The sequence below is a fragment of the Mycobacterium sp. NGS29 genome (assembly GCF_059812965.1).
Genome location: NZ_JCALDR010000006.1, coordinates 323,704 through 339,121 on the forward strand (window position 1 = coordinate 323,704; position 15,418 = coordinate 339,121).

The following is a 15,418-nucleotide window of genomic DNA, read 5'->3' on the forward strand; positions in this document are numbered from 1 at the left end:
AATGCCGTCGAGGTACTAGTCACGTTGCACGCGTGTGGAGTAACTTGACGCTCGGTACGCGTTTGGGTGCAGGGTGGGCACCTATGCCCTTTCGCTGCAGGTCGCTGACGACTCCGGTGAAAGGTCCCCTGATGAGTTTCTTTGTGCTGCCACCCGAACTCAACTCGTTGCGGCTCTTCACCGGCGCCGGACCAGGCCCGCTGCTGGAGGCCGCTGCGGCCTGGGACGGTCTGTCCGCGGAATTGAGTTCAGCCGCTGAGACTTTCGCGTCAGTGACCTCGGGTCTGGCCGGCCAGGCGTGGCAGGGGCCGGCGGCGGCAGCGATGGCGTCAGCGGCACTGCCGTACGCGGGGTGGCTGAGTTCGGCGGCCACGCATGCTTCCGTCGCCGCGGCGCAGGCCCAAGCGGCGGTGAGTGCTTTCGAATCGGCGGTGGCGGCTGCCGTGCATCCCCTTGCCGTGGCCGCCAATCGAACCGACTTCGTGCGCCTGGTGGTGTCGAACATCTTCGGGTTCAACGCGCCGGCGATCGCGGCCGCCGAAGCGGTCTACGAGGAGATGTGGGCCGCCGATGTCGCCGCGATGGTTGGCTATTACAGCGGCGCGTCGGCCGCGGTCTCCGCGCTCGTACCGTTCGCGCAGCCACTGCAAGCGCTGGCCGGTATGGCCGGGAGCACGCCGTTGGCCGCAGCGGCCACTCGGACGATCGACATCACCATCGGCCTGGCCAACGTCGGTGCCTCGAATATCGGTCTGGGCAACGTTGGTATCGGCAACTTCGGCAATGGCAACTCCGGCAACGGCAACATCGGCTCAGCCAACTTGGGTAATTCCAACATCGGCTGGGGCAACCTGGGTATCTCGAACCTCGGATTCGGTAATTTCGGTGGCGGCAATCAGGGTTTCGCTAATTCCGGTAACTTCAACGTCGGGTTCGGAAACACTGGTAACAACAACTTCGGCATCGGGCTCACCGGGGACAACCAAGTCGGCATCCAGCTGAATTCTGGTACCAACAACATCGGTCTGTTCAACTCCGGCAGCGGGAACATCGGTTTCTTCAACTCGGGAACCGGCAACTTCGGGCTTTTCAACTCCGGTAGCTACAACACGGGCTTTGGCAACTCGGGTATTGCCAACACCGGATTCTTCAACCCCGGCTCCTTCAATACCGGTAACTTCAACGCGGGTTCAACCAACTCCGGGAGCTACAACGTCGGTAGCTTCAACACCGGTGACGTCAACCCGGGCTCGACGAACACCGGAAGCTTCAACATCGGCAACACCAACACCGGATTCTTCAATTCGGGCAACCTCAACACCGGTGCCTTCAACTTCGGTAACCAGAACAACGGCTTCTTCTTCACCGGTGACCACCAGGGCGGGGCCTACGTCAGAATCGGCACCCCTGACATCACGCTGCCGCCCATCCACGTCCCCCCGATCCCGGTGGGGGCGTTCTCGCTGCCAGAGATCACTATTCGTCCGATCGACTTCCCAGGATTAGTGCTGCCGCCGATCGGCCTTGGTGCGTTCGATCTGCCGGCGATTGCGGTGCCGCCGATCGCAATACAAGCGGGATCGCTGCCCCAGTTCAGTATCGGCGGGTTCGATCTGCCGGAGATCACCACACCAGCTATATCGGTACCTAAGGTAACGCTGCCCGAGATCGTTATCCCGAACTTCGAGACACCGCTGGTTACGGTAAACGAATGGAATTTGCCGACGGTGACCGTGCCTTCCATCGCCATCCCCACGCTGAACATTCCGCTATTCAATATCGCTATCAGTGGTGGTGGGCAAACGGTGATCCGGCTTATCGATACCGGCATCATTTTGCCGGCGCTCGGTGTCAATCTGGAATCGTTTAATATTCCGATCACGATCACGAATATCGCCGGCGGATCTATCGGAGCGTTCTTCTTCCCCAGTGTGGGGATCGGCGATATGACGCTGCCCACCCTCACCATCAGCGGACCTGGCGGCAACCCGTACAGCATCCCGCCGATCACCCTGAACGGATTCACGATCGATCCCATCACTATTCCCCCGATTCACCTCGAGCCGTTCGAGTTACCGGCAATCAGCTGGCCAGATTTCAGCTTGCCCACGATCAACATTCCGCCGATCGAACTCGACGCATTCAACCTTCCGCAGATCACCATTCCACCGTTCAGCACCCCGGAATTGGTCATCCCACCGATTGGGCTGGGCGACTTCAGCCTGCCGGCCATCGACATCCCCAGCATCACCCTGGATGCGACCACCATCGCGGAAATCCAGATCCCGCCGGCCCCCGGCTTCTTCAACGCCGTCGACTACCCGTCGTCGGGATTCTTCAACAGCGGCGTCGGTGGCAGTTCGGGCTTCTACAACCGGGGAACCGGGTTGTCGGGCTTCGTCAACCAGAACCCGCTGGGAATTCTGTCGACCTCGGGCTGGAATGTCTTCGGCGAAGGGTCGTCAGGGATTTCGAACTGGGGCAGCGCGATCTCCGGATTCGGCAATATCGGCACGCTTGGGGTGGCCGCCAACAACGTGCTTTCCGGCATCGAGAACATCGGGCATCACCTGGCCGGTATCTTCCTGCAAGGCACCACCTAAGCCTTACGCGCGGACAGTAAGAACGCCGGCATCATCACGCGGCCCTTATCGTCGCGCGGATGCGGCCACGGTGGCGCGTCCGGGAGGTCGGGCATCCGGGCGTGCACAGCGGCCGGGCGCACCTCGTCGATTTCGAAGTACTTGCCGACGGCGGCGCGCAACTCGTCCTCGTCCACTTCGTTCGGCTTGACCGGAAGATCCTCGGGGAACGCGCCTTTGGCGAACACCAGCACGTAATAGTTCGCACCGGGAGCCGCCGCGCGATGTACCGCTTGCAGATACGCGTCGCGATCCTCGACCGGCAACGAATGAAACAGCGTGCTGTCGATCACCGTGCCGAACCGTTCGTCGTATCCGGAGAACTTGGTGATGTCGTCGACGGCGAACGTGACATTACCCAGTCCGCGCTCTTCCGCCGCCTTGATGGCCGCGGCAATGGCGGTCGGCGAATTATCGACGCCGACAACGGTGTATCCAGCAGCTGCCAGTGCCAACGACAATTCGGCGACCCCGCATCCGGCGTCCAGGACCACGCCGTGCACCTTTCCCGCAGAGATCAATGCGGCAAGCTCTGGTTGCGGTTCGCCGATATTCCACGGTGGCGGCGCCTGGAAGACTTCCTCTTTGTACGCCGCGTCCCAGTCCATCGGCTCCGGTGTCGTCATGACCCCAACGTACGCGCCGCTAGATATCCCAGGTGTGCACCGGTTCGTTGGCGTGCATGTGCGCACAGTATCGGCGCAACATCTCGGCCAGGGCCTGTGGCCGGGTCATTCCCGCTTCCTCCAATGCTGCGACGGTGGTCACCTGCCAACTCGCACCGTTACGCCGGGCCTTCGCGCGGGCCTCGATCACGCCGAGAAACCGGTCCCGCACTGCCACCTCGACACCCCAGCGCTGCAGGCCGTCATCCGCCATCGGAAGCAACGTGTCCAACACCAATCGTTGAGTACCGATCACCCCGACGCCGGGCCAGTACAACTGTGCCTCGATACCCTGCTGCGCCGCCTGCAAGAAATTACGTTGTGCCACCGGAAAACCCATCTCCGTCCACACCGGCCGCTCGGCCTCCGACAAGCTGCGCAGCATGCCGTAATAGAAAGCCGAATTTGCAAGCATGTCAACAACACTGGGTCCGGCCGGTAATACGCGGTTCTCCAGCCGTAGATGCGGGCGGCCGTCCACCACGTCGTACACCGGGCGATTCCACCGGTAGACCGTGCCGTTGTGCAGACGAAGTTCCGACAGCGCCGGGGCGCGTCCCGCGGTCAGTTCGGCGACGGGGTCTTCGTCGGACACCTCGGGCAGGAGAGACGGAAAATAGCGGACGTTCTCCTTGAACAGGTCGGCAACAGAGCCGATCCAGCGCTCACCGAACCACACCCGGGGCCGTACGCCCTGAACTTTCAATTCCTCCGATCGGGTGTCGGTGGACTGTGCGAACAGTTCGATACGGGTTTCCGACCAGAGTCGGTGGCCGAAGAAGAACGGCGAATTCGCGGCCAATGCCAATTGCGGTCCCGCCAGGACCTGCGCCGCATTCCAGTTGGGGGCGAAATCCTCCGGTGCCACCTGCAGGTGCAATTGCATGCTGGTGCAGGCGGATTCGGGTGCTATCGAGCCGGCCTGCCAGTGCAGCGGCTCCGGACCGGCAATGTTGATGGGGATGTCCTCACCGCGGGCGCGGAAGATGGACTCGTTGAGAGCGGTGTAACGCAGCGATTCGCTCATCCATCCGCTGTCCGAGAGATGTTGGGGCATCAGGGTGGGCAGGATGCCGATCATGACGATGTGCGATCCGCTTGAATTCGCTTTCAGCTCCGCGTCATTGAGGCTGGTGCGGACCTCTTGTTCGAGGTCCAGACCGGTGCGACCGCGCAGCGGACGGGGTGGCACGTTGAATTCGATGTTGTAGGCCCCCAATTCGGTTTGGTAGGCCGGGTCGGCGATCGCCTCTAGCACGAATCGGTTGGACATGGCTGGTTGATAGTCGGCATCGACAAGATTGCATTCGATCTCCATGCCGGTCAGCGGCTGCTCGACGTCGAAGCTGCTGCGGGTGAGCATCGTCTCGAGGACATCGAGACACAGCTGCACCTTGCGCCGGTATTCCCGCCGATGTGCACGGTCATACGTGGTGCGCTTGACTTCTTCGCCCACAACAACGATGCAACAGGTTCAGCGGGCGCTGCGCAACCGGCTTGCCACCGCGACCAGCGGCAGGGGCCGTAAGGACCTGTTGAACACGGTGCCGCCCCGCAACGTGACTTCGATCGCAGGGTCGGCGTGCCGGGCCAGCGCGAGGAGCGCGGAGCGGCTGTACGCTCGCAGCGAGCTGATCACGCCGTCATGCGGCATCGCGAACATCGCCAGCGGCAGCATGTGCGCCAGTCGCAGGATGTGCAGCGCCGGCCGCGGCCGGGGCAGATCGATGATCACCAAGTCGCCGCGACGCGCGTGCCTTCGGCGAACACCCGGGCCGCCGGCAGCGGCGGCAGATGGTGAAACGACGGCCACCAGTGCCGGATCCACGTCGGTGACGGTGAGCCGCACGCCGGGGTGCATGCTTAGCAGGGTGCGGGAGAGCCCGCCGTGGCCGGACCCGAGTTCGAGGATCCTGGGTTCGGCCACGTCGCGGACTTCCTCGAGCACGATGCCGGCGATGGTCTTGTGCAGCCCGAACAGCCGTCCCATGCGATCCAGGGAACGGATCGCCGCCCGCTTCTTCCTCCCTGCGTCGTCGCGGTCGATGTACTCCAGCCGTTGGGTTTCCAGCCGCCGGTCGAGCCACGACGCGTCGGGACCGCCGCGTGGCATCCCCTCGATGTCAACAGCCACATAAGCAATCATGAACGATGAAGCAATCCCGCCACTTTAGGAGTGCATCTTGGCCGAATCTCCTGACTTGATAGCTGCCATCGATCAGGGCACCACCAGCACCCGCTGCATGATCTTCGATCAGGACGGCACCGAAGTGGGCCGCCACCAACTCGAGCACGACCAGATCCTGCCCAAGGCCGGTTGGGTCGAACACAACCCGGTGGAGATCTGGGAGCGCACCGTCTCGGTGCTGCGGACTGTGTTGAACTCGTCCAAGTTCACCTCGAAAGACATTGCGGCACTGGGCATCACCAACCAGCGCGAGACGACTCTGGTGTGGGATCGCAAGACCGGGCGGCCGTATTACAACGCGATTGTCTGGCAAGACACCCGCACCGACCGCATTGCCACCGCGTTGGACCGCGACGGTCGCGGCGACGTGATCCGCCGTAAAGCCGGACTGCCGCCGGCGACATATTTCTCCGGCGGGAAGTTGCAGTGGATCTTGGAGAATGTCGACGAGGTGCGCGACGCGGGCCGTCGCGGCGACGCGCTGTTCGGCACCGCCGACAGTTGGGTGCTGTGGAACCTGACCGGCGGTCCGCGCGGCGGGGTGCACGTCACCGACGTCACCAACGCCAGCCGGACCATGCTGATGAACTTGGAGACACTGGACTGGGACGACGAGCTGCTGTCGTTTTTCGACATCCCGCGGGAGATGCTGCCCAAAATCGAGCCGTCGTCGGCGCTGCAACCCTACGGCGTCACGACCGAAGACGGGCCGGTTGGCGGTGAGGTTCCGATCACCGGCGTGCTCGGCGACCAGCACGCCGCGATGGTCGGCCAGGTCTGCCTGAACTCCGGCGAGGCGAAGAACACCTACGGCACCGGCAATTTCCTGTTGCTGAACACTGGTGAGACGATTGTGCGGTCCGAGAACGGTCTGCTGACCACCGTCTGCTACCAATTCGGGGACGCCAAACCTGTTTATGCACTTGAGGGTTCGATCGCAGTAACCGGATCGGCGGTGCAGTGGCTGCGGGATCAGCTCGGCATCATCAGCGGCGCCGCACAAAGCGAGTCACTGGCCCGTCAGGTCGACGACAACGGCGGGGTCTACTTCGTGCCCGCATTCTCCGGATTGTTCGCCCCCTATTGGCGATCCGACGCCCGCGGCGCAATCGTCGGTCTGTCGCGGTACAACACCAACGCGCACGTGGCCCGTGCGACGCTGGAGGCGATCTGTTATCAAAGCCGCGACGTGGTGGATGCGATGGCTGCCGATTCCGGTGTGCGACTTGAGATATTGAAGGTCGACGGTGGTATCACCGCCAACGATCTGTGTATGCAGATCCAGGCCGACGTGTTGGGTGTGGACGTGGTACGACCGGTGGTCGCCGAGACCACTGCACTGGGTGCGGCCTACGCGGCGGGTCTGGCGGTCGGAGTCTGGAACGACGCGTCTGATCTGCGCGCCAACTGGCAGGAAGACCGGCGCTGGACGCCGAATTGGGACGACGACCAGCGTGCCGCCGGGTACGAGGGTTGGCGAAAGGCGGTGCAGCGGACCCTGGACTGGGTTGATGTGTCCTGAGGTCCAGGGTCCACTGCCACGACGGCAGCTTCAGTCCTCGCCGAGAATGCCGTAGATCTCCCGACGCGCGTTGTTGAGCACGTCGACAATGCGTTGCTGCTGCTCGGAGTTGGCCGCCTGGGCCGACTGGCCCACCGCGCCGAACAGCTGGCGCGCTGCGGTCCGCAACTTCAGATGGGCGGGGTCCACGCCGTCGGCGATCTCCTCCCAAGGCGGGGTGGCAACCTGTTGTGCGGCAGCGCGACCCTCGTCGGTCAGCTCGAAAAGCTTTTTGCTGCCATCGGTTTCGTTGGCGGTGATCAGGCCTTCGTCATCCAGGAGTTGCAAGGTCGGGTAGACCGAACCGGGGCTCGGCTTCCAGAAACCGTTGCTGCGTTCGGCGATCTGCTGGATCATCTCGTAGCCGTGCATGGGCCGCTCGCCGAGCAGCACCAGGATCGCGGCGCGCACGTCGCCGCGACGACCGCGGCCGCCTCGCCGTCCGCCGCCGCGGGGTCCGCCGAATCCCGGTCGGCCGAAACCGAAACCAGGTCCGAAGCCGGAGCCGGGTCCGAAGCCGGGGCCGAAACCGAACGGTCCGTCCTGGTCACCGGCGTTTTCACGCAGGTTCTCGATGAATTCGCGTCGGGCGTGTCGCTTGGTGCCGTGGAACGCCCGTCGCTGGGCGGGGCCCGGACCGAAGCCGAATCCGGGGCGGGCGCCCAACGGACCGGGGCCGAATGGGCCGGTAGGGGGTGTGAATGGGGTGTTCATGGTATGTCCTTCGAATATTTCGATGTGTTGATTAATATCACGATATATCGGAAAAGAGCGTAGTGCAACGCCCTGCCGGTGGGACCGGTGGGCCGGGGTGGCGTGCGGTATCAGCTCGGCGGCGAGAATCCGCCGGGATCGGCACTCGTCGACGGTGTCGTCGTGGGCGGCGGTTGCCAGGCCACCGGTGGCGGCGGTTGCCAGGCCGCCGGTTGTGGGGGTGACCAATTCGGCGGTGGCATCGGCGGTCCGACGCTCGGCCGCAATCGCGCGAGTTCCCGCCGGTGCCGTTCGGCCAATACCGCGGCCAGCAGCAGTTGGGGCGGAACCCCCGGCGGTGGCGGCGGCGCTATGTGTGCTACCACATCGCCGGCTATCCGGTAAGCCATCTGCTCACGCAGCGGGGGATCGAGTTGCATTGCCCGGGAAAGGAATTGGCGGGCAACCTCGGCCTGGCCAGCGGTCAACCCGGACAGTTGCAGGGACGCGGCCCACCCCGCCAGCTGGGGCGGCATCATGGGCGGAGGCGCCAGCCGCGGACCCCGTTCGCTCACCACGACGGTGCCCGCGAATAAGTCACCGACCCGCTTGCCTTTCGGCGAGAACAAGCTACAGATCACTGCGGGGCTGCCGAATAGCATCCAGATCTCGATCACCGCCGCCAATGCGCGAAACAGCGCCTGCCGGAAGCGTTCCGGACCGCCGTCGTCGGAGACTACGCGCAGACCCAACGCCATCTTGCCCAGTGAACGTCCGCGCGTCGCGACCTCGATGCCCACCGGATAGCCGACCATGGCCAACACCGTGAAGATGATCAGGAACGCGATCGTCAACGCCTGGTCGAACTGCGACAGGGTGGCCGCCCACAACACCAGACCCACGAAGTAGGCGAAGGCGATCACGGTGATGTCGATGATCGCGCTGAGCGCGCGCACCGGTAGCTGCGCGATCTGGACGTCGAGCACCACGGCGTCCCCGGTCACCACCTCCGACATACCTGGGAACGCTACAGGGGCGGTGGCCCGCCGGTAGGCTGCGCAGCGTGGACGTCGACGCGTTCTTGCTCACCCACCGGGGCACCTGGGACCGGCTGGAACAGCTGATCAAGAAGCGTCGTTCGCTGACCGGCGCCGAGGTCGACGAACTCGTGGAGCTGTACCAGCGGGTGTCCACCCACCTGTCGATCCTGCGGTCGGTGTCGTCGGACTCGCTGGTGACGGGCCGGCTCTCGAGTCTCGTCGCCCGCGCCCGGTCCGCGGTCACCGGTGCCTACGCCCCGATGAGCAGCACCGTTGTGCGTTTCTGGACGGTGTCGTTCCCCGTCGTCGCCTATCGCGCGTGGCGCTGGTGGTTGGCGACGGCGGTGGCCTTCTTCGCCGTCGTTGTCGTCATGGCGTTGTGGGTCGCCGGGAACCCCGAGGTGCAGTCCATGCTGGGGACGCCGGCCGAGATCGACGAACTGATCAATCACGACGTCGAGTCCTATTACAGCGAGCACCCGGCTGCGGCGTTCGCCCTGCAGGTGTGGCTGAACAACTCCTGGGTGGCGGCCAAATGCATCGCGATGTCGGTCGTGCTGGGACTGCCGATACCGTTTGTGCTCTTCGACAACGCCGCCAACGTGGCGGTGATCGCGGGTCTGATGTTCCCGGCCGGCAAGGGGGGTTTGCTGCTCGGACTGTTGCTGCCCCACGGGTTGCTGGAGTTGACCGCGGTTTTCCTGGCCGCCGCGGTCGGGATGCGGTTGGGCTGGTCGGTGATTTCGCCGGGCGATCGGCCGCGCGGGCAGGTGCTGGCCGAAGAGGGCCGTGGCGTGGTGTCGGTGGCGGTAGGGCTGGTGGCGGTCTTGCTGGTCTCGGGGTTGATCGAAGCAATGGTGACGCCGTCGCCGCTGCCGACGTTCGCCCGCATCGGTATCGGCGTGCTGGCCGAGGTGGCGTTCCTGTCCTACATCGTCTACTTCGGCCGGCGCGGGGTGGCCGCCGGCGAAACCGGCGACATCGAGGACGCGCCCGACTTCGTGCCGACCGGGTAGCGTCGGCACGTCCTACAGCTGGCCGGTGGCTTTCATGGCCAGGTAACGGTCGGCGAGCCCGGGCGCGATCTCGCTCGGCGGCGCGTCGACGACCTCGACCCCGTTGCGGCGTAGTCGCGACGCGATCGCCCGCCGCTCGTTGCGGGAGCGTTCGGCTGCCGCGGCGTCGTAGACGGCGGCCGCGTCGGAACGTCCGGCGGCCAGCTGGTCGACGCGCGGGTCGGCGACCGCGGCCACCAACACGTGGTGCTTGGCGGACAGCTGAGGAAGCACCGGCAGCAGGCCCTCATCCAGAGCGGTGGCATTCAGATCGGTCAGCAGCACCACCAGCGACCGTCGGCGCGTACGCCTCAAGATAGTGGCAACCATTGTCCGCCAATCGGATTCGATGAGCGCGGGTTGCAGCGGCGCCATCGCGTCGACCAATTGAGCCAGCAACTCGGTGCGCGAGGCGCCGAACACCGCGGCCCGGCTCACCCGGTCATGGGCCAGGAAGTCGACATGATCACCAGCGCGAGATGCCAACGCCGCCAGCAGCAGAGCAGCATCCATCGCCCAGTCCAGCCGGGGCCAGCCCGCCGGGTCGCCGGCCGTCGGATCGACACCCACCCGCCCGGCGGCCATGCGTCCGGTGTCGAGCACGATCACCACCCGCCGGTCCCGCTCGGGCCGCCAGGTACGGACCATCACGTCGGTGCGCCGCGCGCTGGCCCGCCAGTCGATCGAGCGGACGTCGTCACCTACGACATACTCACGCAGCGAGTCGAATTCGGTGCCCTGCCCGCGGATCAGGGTAGGCAGCAGCCCGTCGATCTCCCGCAGTTTGGCCAGCCGCGACGGTAAATGCTTGCGGGACAGGAACGGCGGCAGCACCCGCACGTGACCGGGCACCGTCTGTGAACCCTGTCGGCCCGCGAACCCCAGTGGACCAATCGAACGGGCGGTGACCACCGCCGCACGCTGATCGCCACGGCGAACCGGGCGCAGGTGGGTGGCCACCTGCTGACGTTGCCCGCCGGCGATCACCAGTCGATGGGCACGCGGCTCGCCGCGTGCACTGGGCGGCCATGCATCGCGCACCTGGCCGCGAAATCGTCGGCGACTGTCGTTGTGAATCAACAGACCCGCGTCCACCGGTTGCCCCAATCGCACCGACGAGTCCGGCGAACGGCTGTAACGCAGTCGCCGCGGACTCGCCGCCAACAGCACGTCGATCGTCACCAAGCTGACCAGCACCAGCAACAGGATCACGAAAGCCCCTGCCGGCCAAGGAGCTACCGCGATCGGAAAGACGCAGATCAGCGCCAGCAGCCCGGTGCGTCCGGTCAGGATCACTAGCGTGGCACCGGTACCGAGGCCAGGATGCCGTCCAGCACACCGTCAGGCGTGGCGCCTTCCAACTCCGCCTCCGGGCGCAGCATGACCCGGTGCCGCAGCGTCGGCCGGGCCATCGCCTTCACGTCGTCGGGAGTGACGTAGTTGCGACCGGACAACCACGCCCACGACCGCGCGGTGCCCAGCAGTGCGGTCGCCCCGCGCGGGGACACCCCGAGTTGCAGGGCGGGGGAAGACCGGGTGGCCCCGACGATGTCGACGATGTAACCCAGCACCTCATCGGCGATCAACACCTGACGTACCGCCTCCCGACCGGCCGCCAGCTCGGCGGGACCGGCGACGGGTTTGACGGCGGACAGATCACGCGGGTCGAAACCATGCGCGTGCCGGCCGAGGATCGCGATCTCGGCGTCGCGCGGCGGCAGGGTCACGTTCAATTTCAACAGGAATCGGTCTAGCTGAGCTTCGGGCAACTGGTAGGTGCCTTCGTATTCGATCGGGTTCTGCGTAGCGGCGACGATGAACGGATCCGGCAACGGCTTGGCTTCACCGTCGATGCTGACCTGGCGCTCCTCCATCGCCTCGAGCAGGGCAGCCTGGGTCTTCGGCGGAGTGCGGTTGATTTCGTCGGCGAGTAGCAGGTTGGTGAACACCGGGCCGGCCCGAAACGCGAATTCCGCGGTGTGGGTGTCGTAGATGAGCGAGCCGGTGATATCACCCGGCATCAGGTCCGGGGTGAACTGCACCCGCTTGAAATCCAGCTGCAGTGCGGCGGCCAGGGCGCGCACCATCAACGTCTTCGCCACTCCCGGAACGCCTTCCAGCAACACGTGACCCTGACACAACAGCGCGATCACCAGACCGCTGATCACCCCCTCTTGTCCGACAACGGCTTTGGCGATCTCGTTGCGCAACCCCAGTAGTGCGTCTCGAGCCGGATCTGCGACAGAGGACTGCGCGGGCGGGGACTGTGTCACGAGTGGGTGACCTGCCTTTCGATGTCGTCGAGCGCAAGGGCGAGGTTTCGTAGGTCGGTGTCGTTGTTCGGGGCGGGACCATACAAGTGGTACTGCACAAAGTCCGGGTCGGCCCCGCTGCGCTGGCTGACGGTTGTCACCACGGCAGGCGGTACGGCGTTGGGACCCAGGCCCAGTCGCGGCACCAGCCGCTGCAGCGTCGCGGTGCGCAACGCCTCAGCAGCGCGGTCACGGGCGCGACGGGATCGGTACAACCGGCCCCGACCCTCGACCGTCTCCGAGGCGCGCACGACGACCGGGAGTTCCTCGGCCACCAACGGACCGACCCGACGGCCACGCCACAACGCCAGCAGCGCGACGACCAGGCATAGGTGCCAGACGATCCATGTCACGTTGTCCGGGAACAGGTCCGTGATCGACTCCGGTGCCGAATTGTGTCCCTCGGCTCGTCGGGGCGCGAACCAGACGACCCGGGGGCGCATGCCGGCGAGGTTCATCGCCAGCGCGGCGTTGCCCGCCTCGAGTAACCCGTCGTTCGTCATGAAACGGCTGCTGCCGACCACGGTGATGGTTCGGCCGTCGTCGTGGTAGCTGACCAATGCGCCGCCGTAACAACTGACCAAATCCAGGTCACCCCTGGCCCGGTAGGAATCACTCGGCCCCAGATTCACCGACCCGGCCCGGTTCGCCTGTGGCAGCGGACAATTGGGCTCAATAGCAAGCTTGCTGGCAGCACCCACTCGCAACCGGGGCGTCAGCGCGGTGCGTGCCCGGGAGGTGGGGGCCACCAACAACAGGTCGCCGGGAACCCTGCCCACCCGCTCCAGCAGCGAGTTGTCGCTCAGGTACTGCGTCCGTGCGACCACCAGCAGCGTGTCGGGTCGGGCCGCGCGCTCGACTTCGGCGACCGTATCGGCCACGACGACCTCGACGCCACCGTCCCGCAGCAACGTCACCAGTGCATGCGCACCCGCCGGACTGGTGGCCTCCGGGTCCAGCGTCCCGCCGGGGCGCGACGCCGTCAGATATGTGGTGATGAAGGCCACCACCGTCACCGCGGCCAGCGCAAGCAGGACCGCGCGCCACGGACGTCGTTGCCGGACGGAACCGGGCGGCGGGCGGGTGGCGGTCACCGGATCTGAGCCCAATCCGGCGCCGGCAACTGGGCCGGCACCGTCGAAGTCATTGAGCGCGAACGAATATGATCGTCGAGGTCGGCGATCAACTGGTAGGTGGCCTGGGTGCCCGGTCGCTCACCGTAGGTCACATCGTTGAAAGCCGTTGCCGCCTGCGACAGTTCACCCACCAGATGCGGAAGTACCACCCCGGCGTCGGTGGACAGTTCGTTGGCGGTCCGGCCGGGCACCTGACTGAGCACGCCCGTCTCCTCCAGTTCACGCGCTACCGCGCGCAACCTGTGGCGGATCGCAGCGGCCCAGTTACCTTCTGCCGCAAAGCCTTCCGCGGTAGCGCGATGCTGGGCCGCGGTCAGTTGACCGGCGTCGAACAGCTCGTAGTCGCCGCCGCGGTTGGTGCGAAGGGTGCGTCGCGCGATGTGTACGGCAACCGCGACGGCGATCGCCACCAGGATGAGCAACACGCTGACAGTGAACCAACCGCCCGGCAGTGACGAGGTCTTCTGTAGCAACCGGAGCAGGAACGCGGTGATCTTGTCGGCGATGTCGTCGGTCAGTGAGTGTTTGGGATAGATCGGCTTGTTGAGTTCGCGCTGCGCTGCGTCGTGGGCGGCATCGCGGTCGATGTCAATGGCTGGCACCAGTTGTTCTCCGTCAGATGGGGCGCGTCAGCCACAGATTGTCGGTGGATTCCACCGCGGCGGGACCATTGAGGGCGCCAGACTGTAGTACCAGGTCGAACGCTTCGGCACGCATGCGGCGGTCGGTGTACAGCAGCACCACCACGCCGGCGGTGAAGGGCGCGGTCACGATCTGGCTGATGGCGCCCCCGATAGCTGACAAGGTGGACCCCACCAGCACGCCGGTGGTGCCCGAGGCGCCGATCAACATGATCTCGGCGACAATGGTGAACGGCATCGAGATTGCGCCGCCGACGATTCCAACGACCAGGGCAGCCAGCAGCTGGATGCCCAGGACCCGCCAAAAACCGTTGCGCACCAATGCGAACGACCGGGCGATCGCGTCGAATACCGGCAGCCTTTCCAGCACGATCAACACCGGGGCGAATACCAGCACGGTGTAGGCGTAGGCCAACAGCAGGACGACCACGAACAGCAGCGGAAAGCCGAGCAGCACCGCTACGCCGGAATTGACCACGTACCCGACTCCGACCAGGATCACCACGACCAAGCCGATGATCACCGCCGTCCCGACGCCTTCCAGCACCGCCAGTCCCAGCAGGGCGAGAATGCGGCCGCGCACCTTGGCCCAGGCTTCGCCCATGGTGATCGGCGAGCCGAATACCGCGCGCCCGACCACCACGGTCAGCATTCCGCTCAGCAGCATGCCGCCCAACCAGGTGACCAGGGCGCTGCCACCTACCGAAGCCAGGTAGGCGCCCGCTGCCCCGGCCCGTGCAGCGGATCGGTCGGAGTCCAACGAGTTGAGCGCGGTCAACGGGCCGATCACGGTGAGCAACGAAATGACCTGCATGACGACCACGACCAGGGCGGTCAACCCCAGGGTCGGCTTGGGGTTGGCGCGGATGTAGCCGACGGCGCCGTTGAACATATCGCTGAGGGTCAGGGGTCGCAGCGGGATGATGCCGGGTTTCGCGGCACCCGGCATGAGTGCGGGGCCGAACTGGGTGCCGTAGGCCTGAGGCGGGGGGCCGTAGCCCGGGGGCGGCCCGTAGCCCGGGGGCGGGGGCCCGTAGCCCGGGGGCGGACCGTAGCCCGGGGGCGGGTAGCCGGGAGGCGGCCCGTAGCCCGGCGGCGGGGGCGGGGAGGCGTATGCGGGCGGCGGTCCATAAGCGGGCGGCGGAGCGTAGGCGGCGTCGATCGGTGCCACATCATCAGCCACGGCGGATCCGCTCTCCATACTCTGAGGACCGTTGGGAGGGTCAGGCGGCAGCGTGCTCACCGGCGGCGGCGGCTGTCGACGTGCGTCATGGGGTCCATCCTGTCGGCGGTCGCGGCATTTCTCAACGTAGGGCCGTGACCGCTCTCTCGCGCGCGTAGCGTCTCTGAGATGGCGGAATTGAAGTCCCGGCTTCGGGCGGACCTGACCGACGCGATGAAGGCGCAGGAAAAGCTCCGAACGGCGACCCTGCGAATGGTGCTCGCCGCTATCCAAACCGAGGAGGTAGCGGGCAAGGAGGCCAG

At 65.6% G+C, this 15,418-nt stretch carries 13 protein-coding genes and 1 pseudogene; 4 read left to right on the forward strand and 10 right to left on the reverse strand.

Annotated features, from left to right (window positions below):
* Positions 1-131: 131 nt before the first annotated feature.
* Entirely contained in the window at positions 132-2,603 is a 2,472-nt protein-coding gene (locus tag AC5Y5Z_RS11690) for a PPE domain-containing protein (RefSeq protein WP_473140315.1), read from the forward strand.
* On the opposite strand, the gene AC5Y5Z_RS11695 is transcribed toward AC5Y5Z_RS11690, so the two are convergent.
* The 3 genes and pseudogenes from AC5Y5Z_RS11695 to AC5Y5Z_RS11705 form a co-directional block, all read right to left on the reverse strand.
* Positions 2,600-3,268 (reverse strand): class I SAM-dependent methyltransferase, encoded by a 669-nt coding sequence (locus AC5Y5Z_RS11695; protein ID WP_499925234.1) that lies wholly within the window; start codon positions 3,266-3,268, stop codon positions 2,600-2,602. The genes AC5Y5Z_RS11690 and AC5Y5Z_RS11695 overlap by 4 nt on opposite strands.
* 19 nt (positions 3,269-3,287) lie before the next feature.
* A complete protein-coding gene (locus AC5Y5Z_RS11700) occupies positions 3,288-4,763 on the reverse strand; it encodes a glutamate-cysteine ligase family protein (RefSeq protein WP_499925236.1) in 1,476 nt (491 codons plus the stop codon).
* Between the two features lie 18 nt (positions 4,764-4,781).
* Positions 4,782-5,420: pseudogene (locus AC5Y5Z_RS11705) on the reverse strand (methyltransferase type 11).
* A 70-nt stretch (positions 5,421-5,490) separates the two neighbouring features.
* Between AC5Y5Z_RS11705 and glpK the strand changes: the two are divergent.
* Positions 5,491-7,017: a glycerol kinase GlpK gene (gene glpK, locus AC5Y5Z_RS11710; protein ID WP_473140312.1), complete on the forward strand. Its 1,527-nt coding sequence runs from the start codon at positions 5,491-5,493 to the stop codon at positions 7,015-7,017.
* Between the two features lie 30 nt (positions 7,018-7,047).
* Here the strand turns inward: glpK and AC5Y5Z_RS11715 are convergent, their stop codons facing one another.
* Together AC5Y5Z_RS11715 and AC5Y5Z_RS11720 are read right to left on the reverse strand one after the other, a co-directional pair.
* On the reverse strand, positions 7,048-7,770 hold the full coding sequence (locus AC5Y5Z_RS11715) for a PadR family transcriptional regulator (protein WP_499925237.1): 723 nt from the start codon (positions 7,768-7,770) through the stop codon (positions 7,048-7,050).
* A gap of 110 nt (positions 7,771-7,880) precedes the next feature.
* Entirely contained in the window at positions 7,881-8,765 is an 885-nt protein-coding gene (locus AC5Y5Z_RS11720; protein ID WP_473140310.1) for an RDD family protein, read from the reverse strand.
* 47 nt (positions 8,766-8,812) lie between these two features.
* On the opposite strand from AC5Y5Z_RS11720, the gene AC5Y5Z_RS11725 reads away from it, so the two are divergent.
* Positions 8,813-9,805 carry a stage II sporulation protein M gene (locus tag AC5Y5Z_RS11725; RefSeq protein WP_473140309.1) on the forward strand — a complete coding sequence of 331 codons (993 nt, stop codon included), beginning with the start codon at positions 8,813-8,815 and terminating at the stop codon, positions 9,803-9,805.
* A gap of 12 nt (positions 9,806-9,817) precedes the next feature.
* Here the strand turns inward: AC5Y5Z_RS11725 and AC5Y5Z_RS11730 are convergent, their stop codons facing one another.
* From AC5Y5Z_RS11730 to AC5Y5Z_RS11750, 5 genes are read right to left on the reverse strand one after another with little or no spacing between them, the layout of a single operon-like run.
* The gene (locus tag AC5Y5Z_RS11730) at positions 9,818-11,140 is read right to left on the reverse strand and encodes a DUF58 domain-containing protein (RefSeq protein WP_499925238.1); all 1,323 of its coding nucleotides are present in this window, start codon (positions 11,138-11,140) and stop codon (positions 9,818-9,820) included.
* Positions 11,140-12,117 carry an AAA family ATPase gene (locus AC5Y5Z_RS11735; protein ID WP_463826004.1) on the reverse strand — a complete coding sequence of 326 codons (978 nt, stop codon included), beginning with the start codon at positions 12,115-12,117 and terminating at the stop codon, positions 11,140-11,142. Before AC5Y5Z_RS11735 ends, AC5Y5Z_RS11730 begins: the two co-directional genes overlap by 1 nt.
* Positions 12,114-13,265, reverse strand: coding sequence for a DUF4350 domain-containing protein (locus tag AC5Y5Z_RS11740; protein WP_499925240.1), 1,152 nt, complete (start codon positions 13,263-13,265; stop codon positions 12,114-12,116). Before AC5Y5Z_RS11740 ends, AC5Y5Z_RS11735 begins: the two co-directional genes overlap by 4 nt.
* Complete coding sequence (locus tag AC5Y5Z_RS11745; protein WP_499925241.1) at positions 13,247-13,894, reverse strand: DUF4129 domain-containing protein; 648 nt, start codon at positions 13,892-13,894, stop codon at positions 13,247-13,249. Before AC5Y5Z_RS11745 ends, AC5Y5Z_RS11740 begins: the two co-directional genes overlap by 19 nt.
* Before the next feature lie 13 nt (positions 13,895-13,907).
* Positions 13,908-15,176, reverse strand: a complete 1,269-nt coding sequence (locus AC5Y5Z_RS11750) for a hypothetical protein (RefSeq protein ID WP_499925243.1) — start codon at positions 15,174-15,176, stop codon at positions 13,908-13,910.
* 108 nt (positions 15,177-15,284) lie between these two features.
* Between AC5Y5Z_RS11750 and AC5Y5Z_RS11755 the strand changes: the two genes are divergently transcribed.
* Positions 15,285-15,418, forward strand: a 134-nt coding sequence (locus AC5Y5Z_RS11755) for a GatB/YqeY domain-containing protein (RefSeq protein WP_499925258.1), incomplete at its 3' end; no start/stop codon positions are given.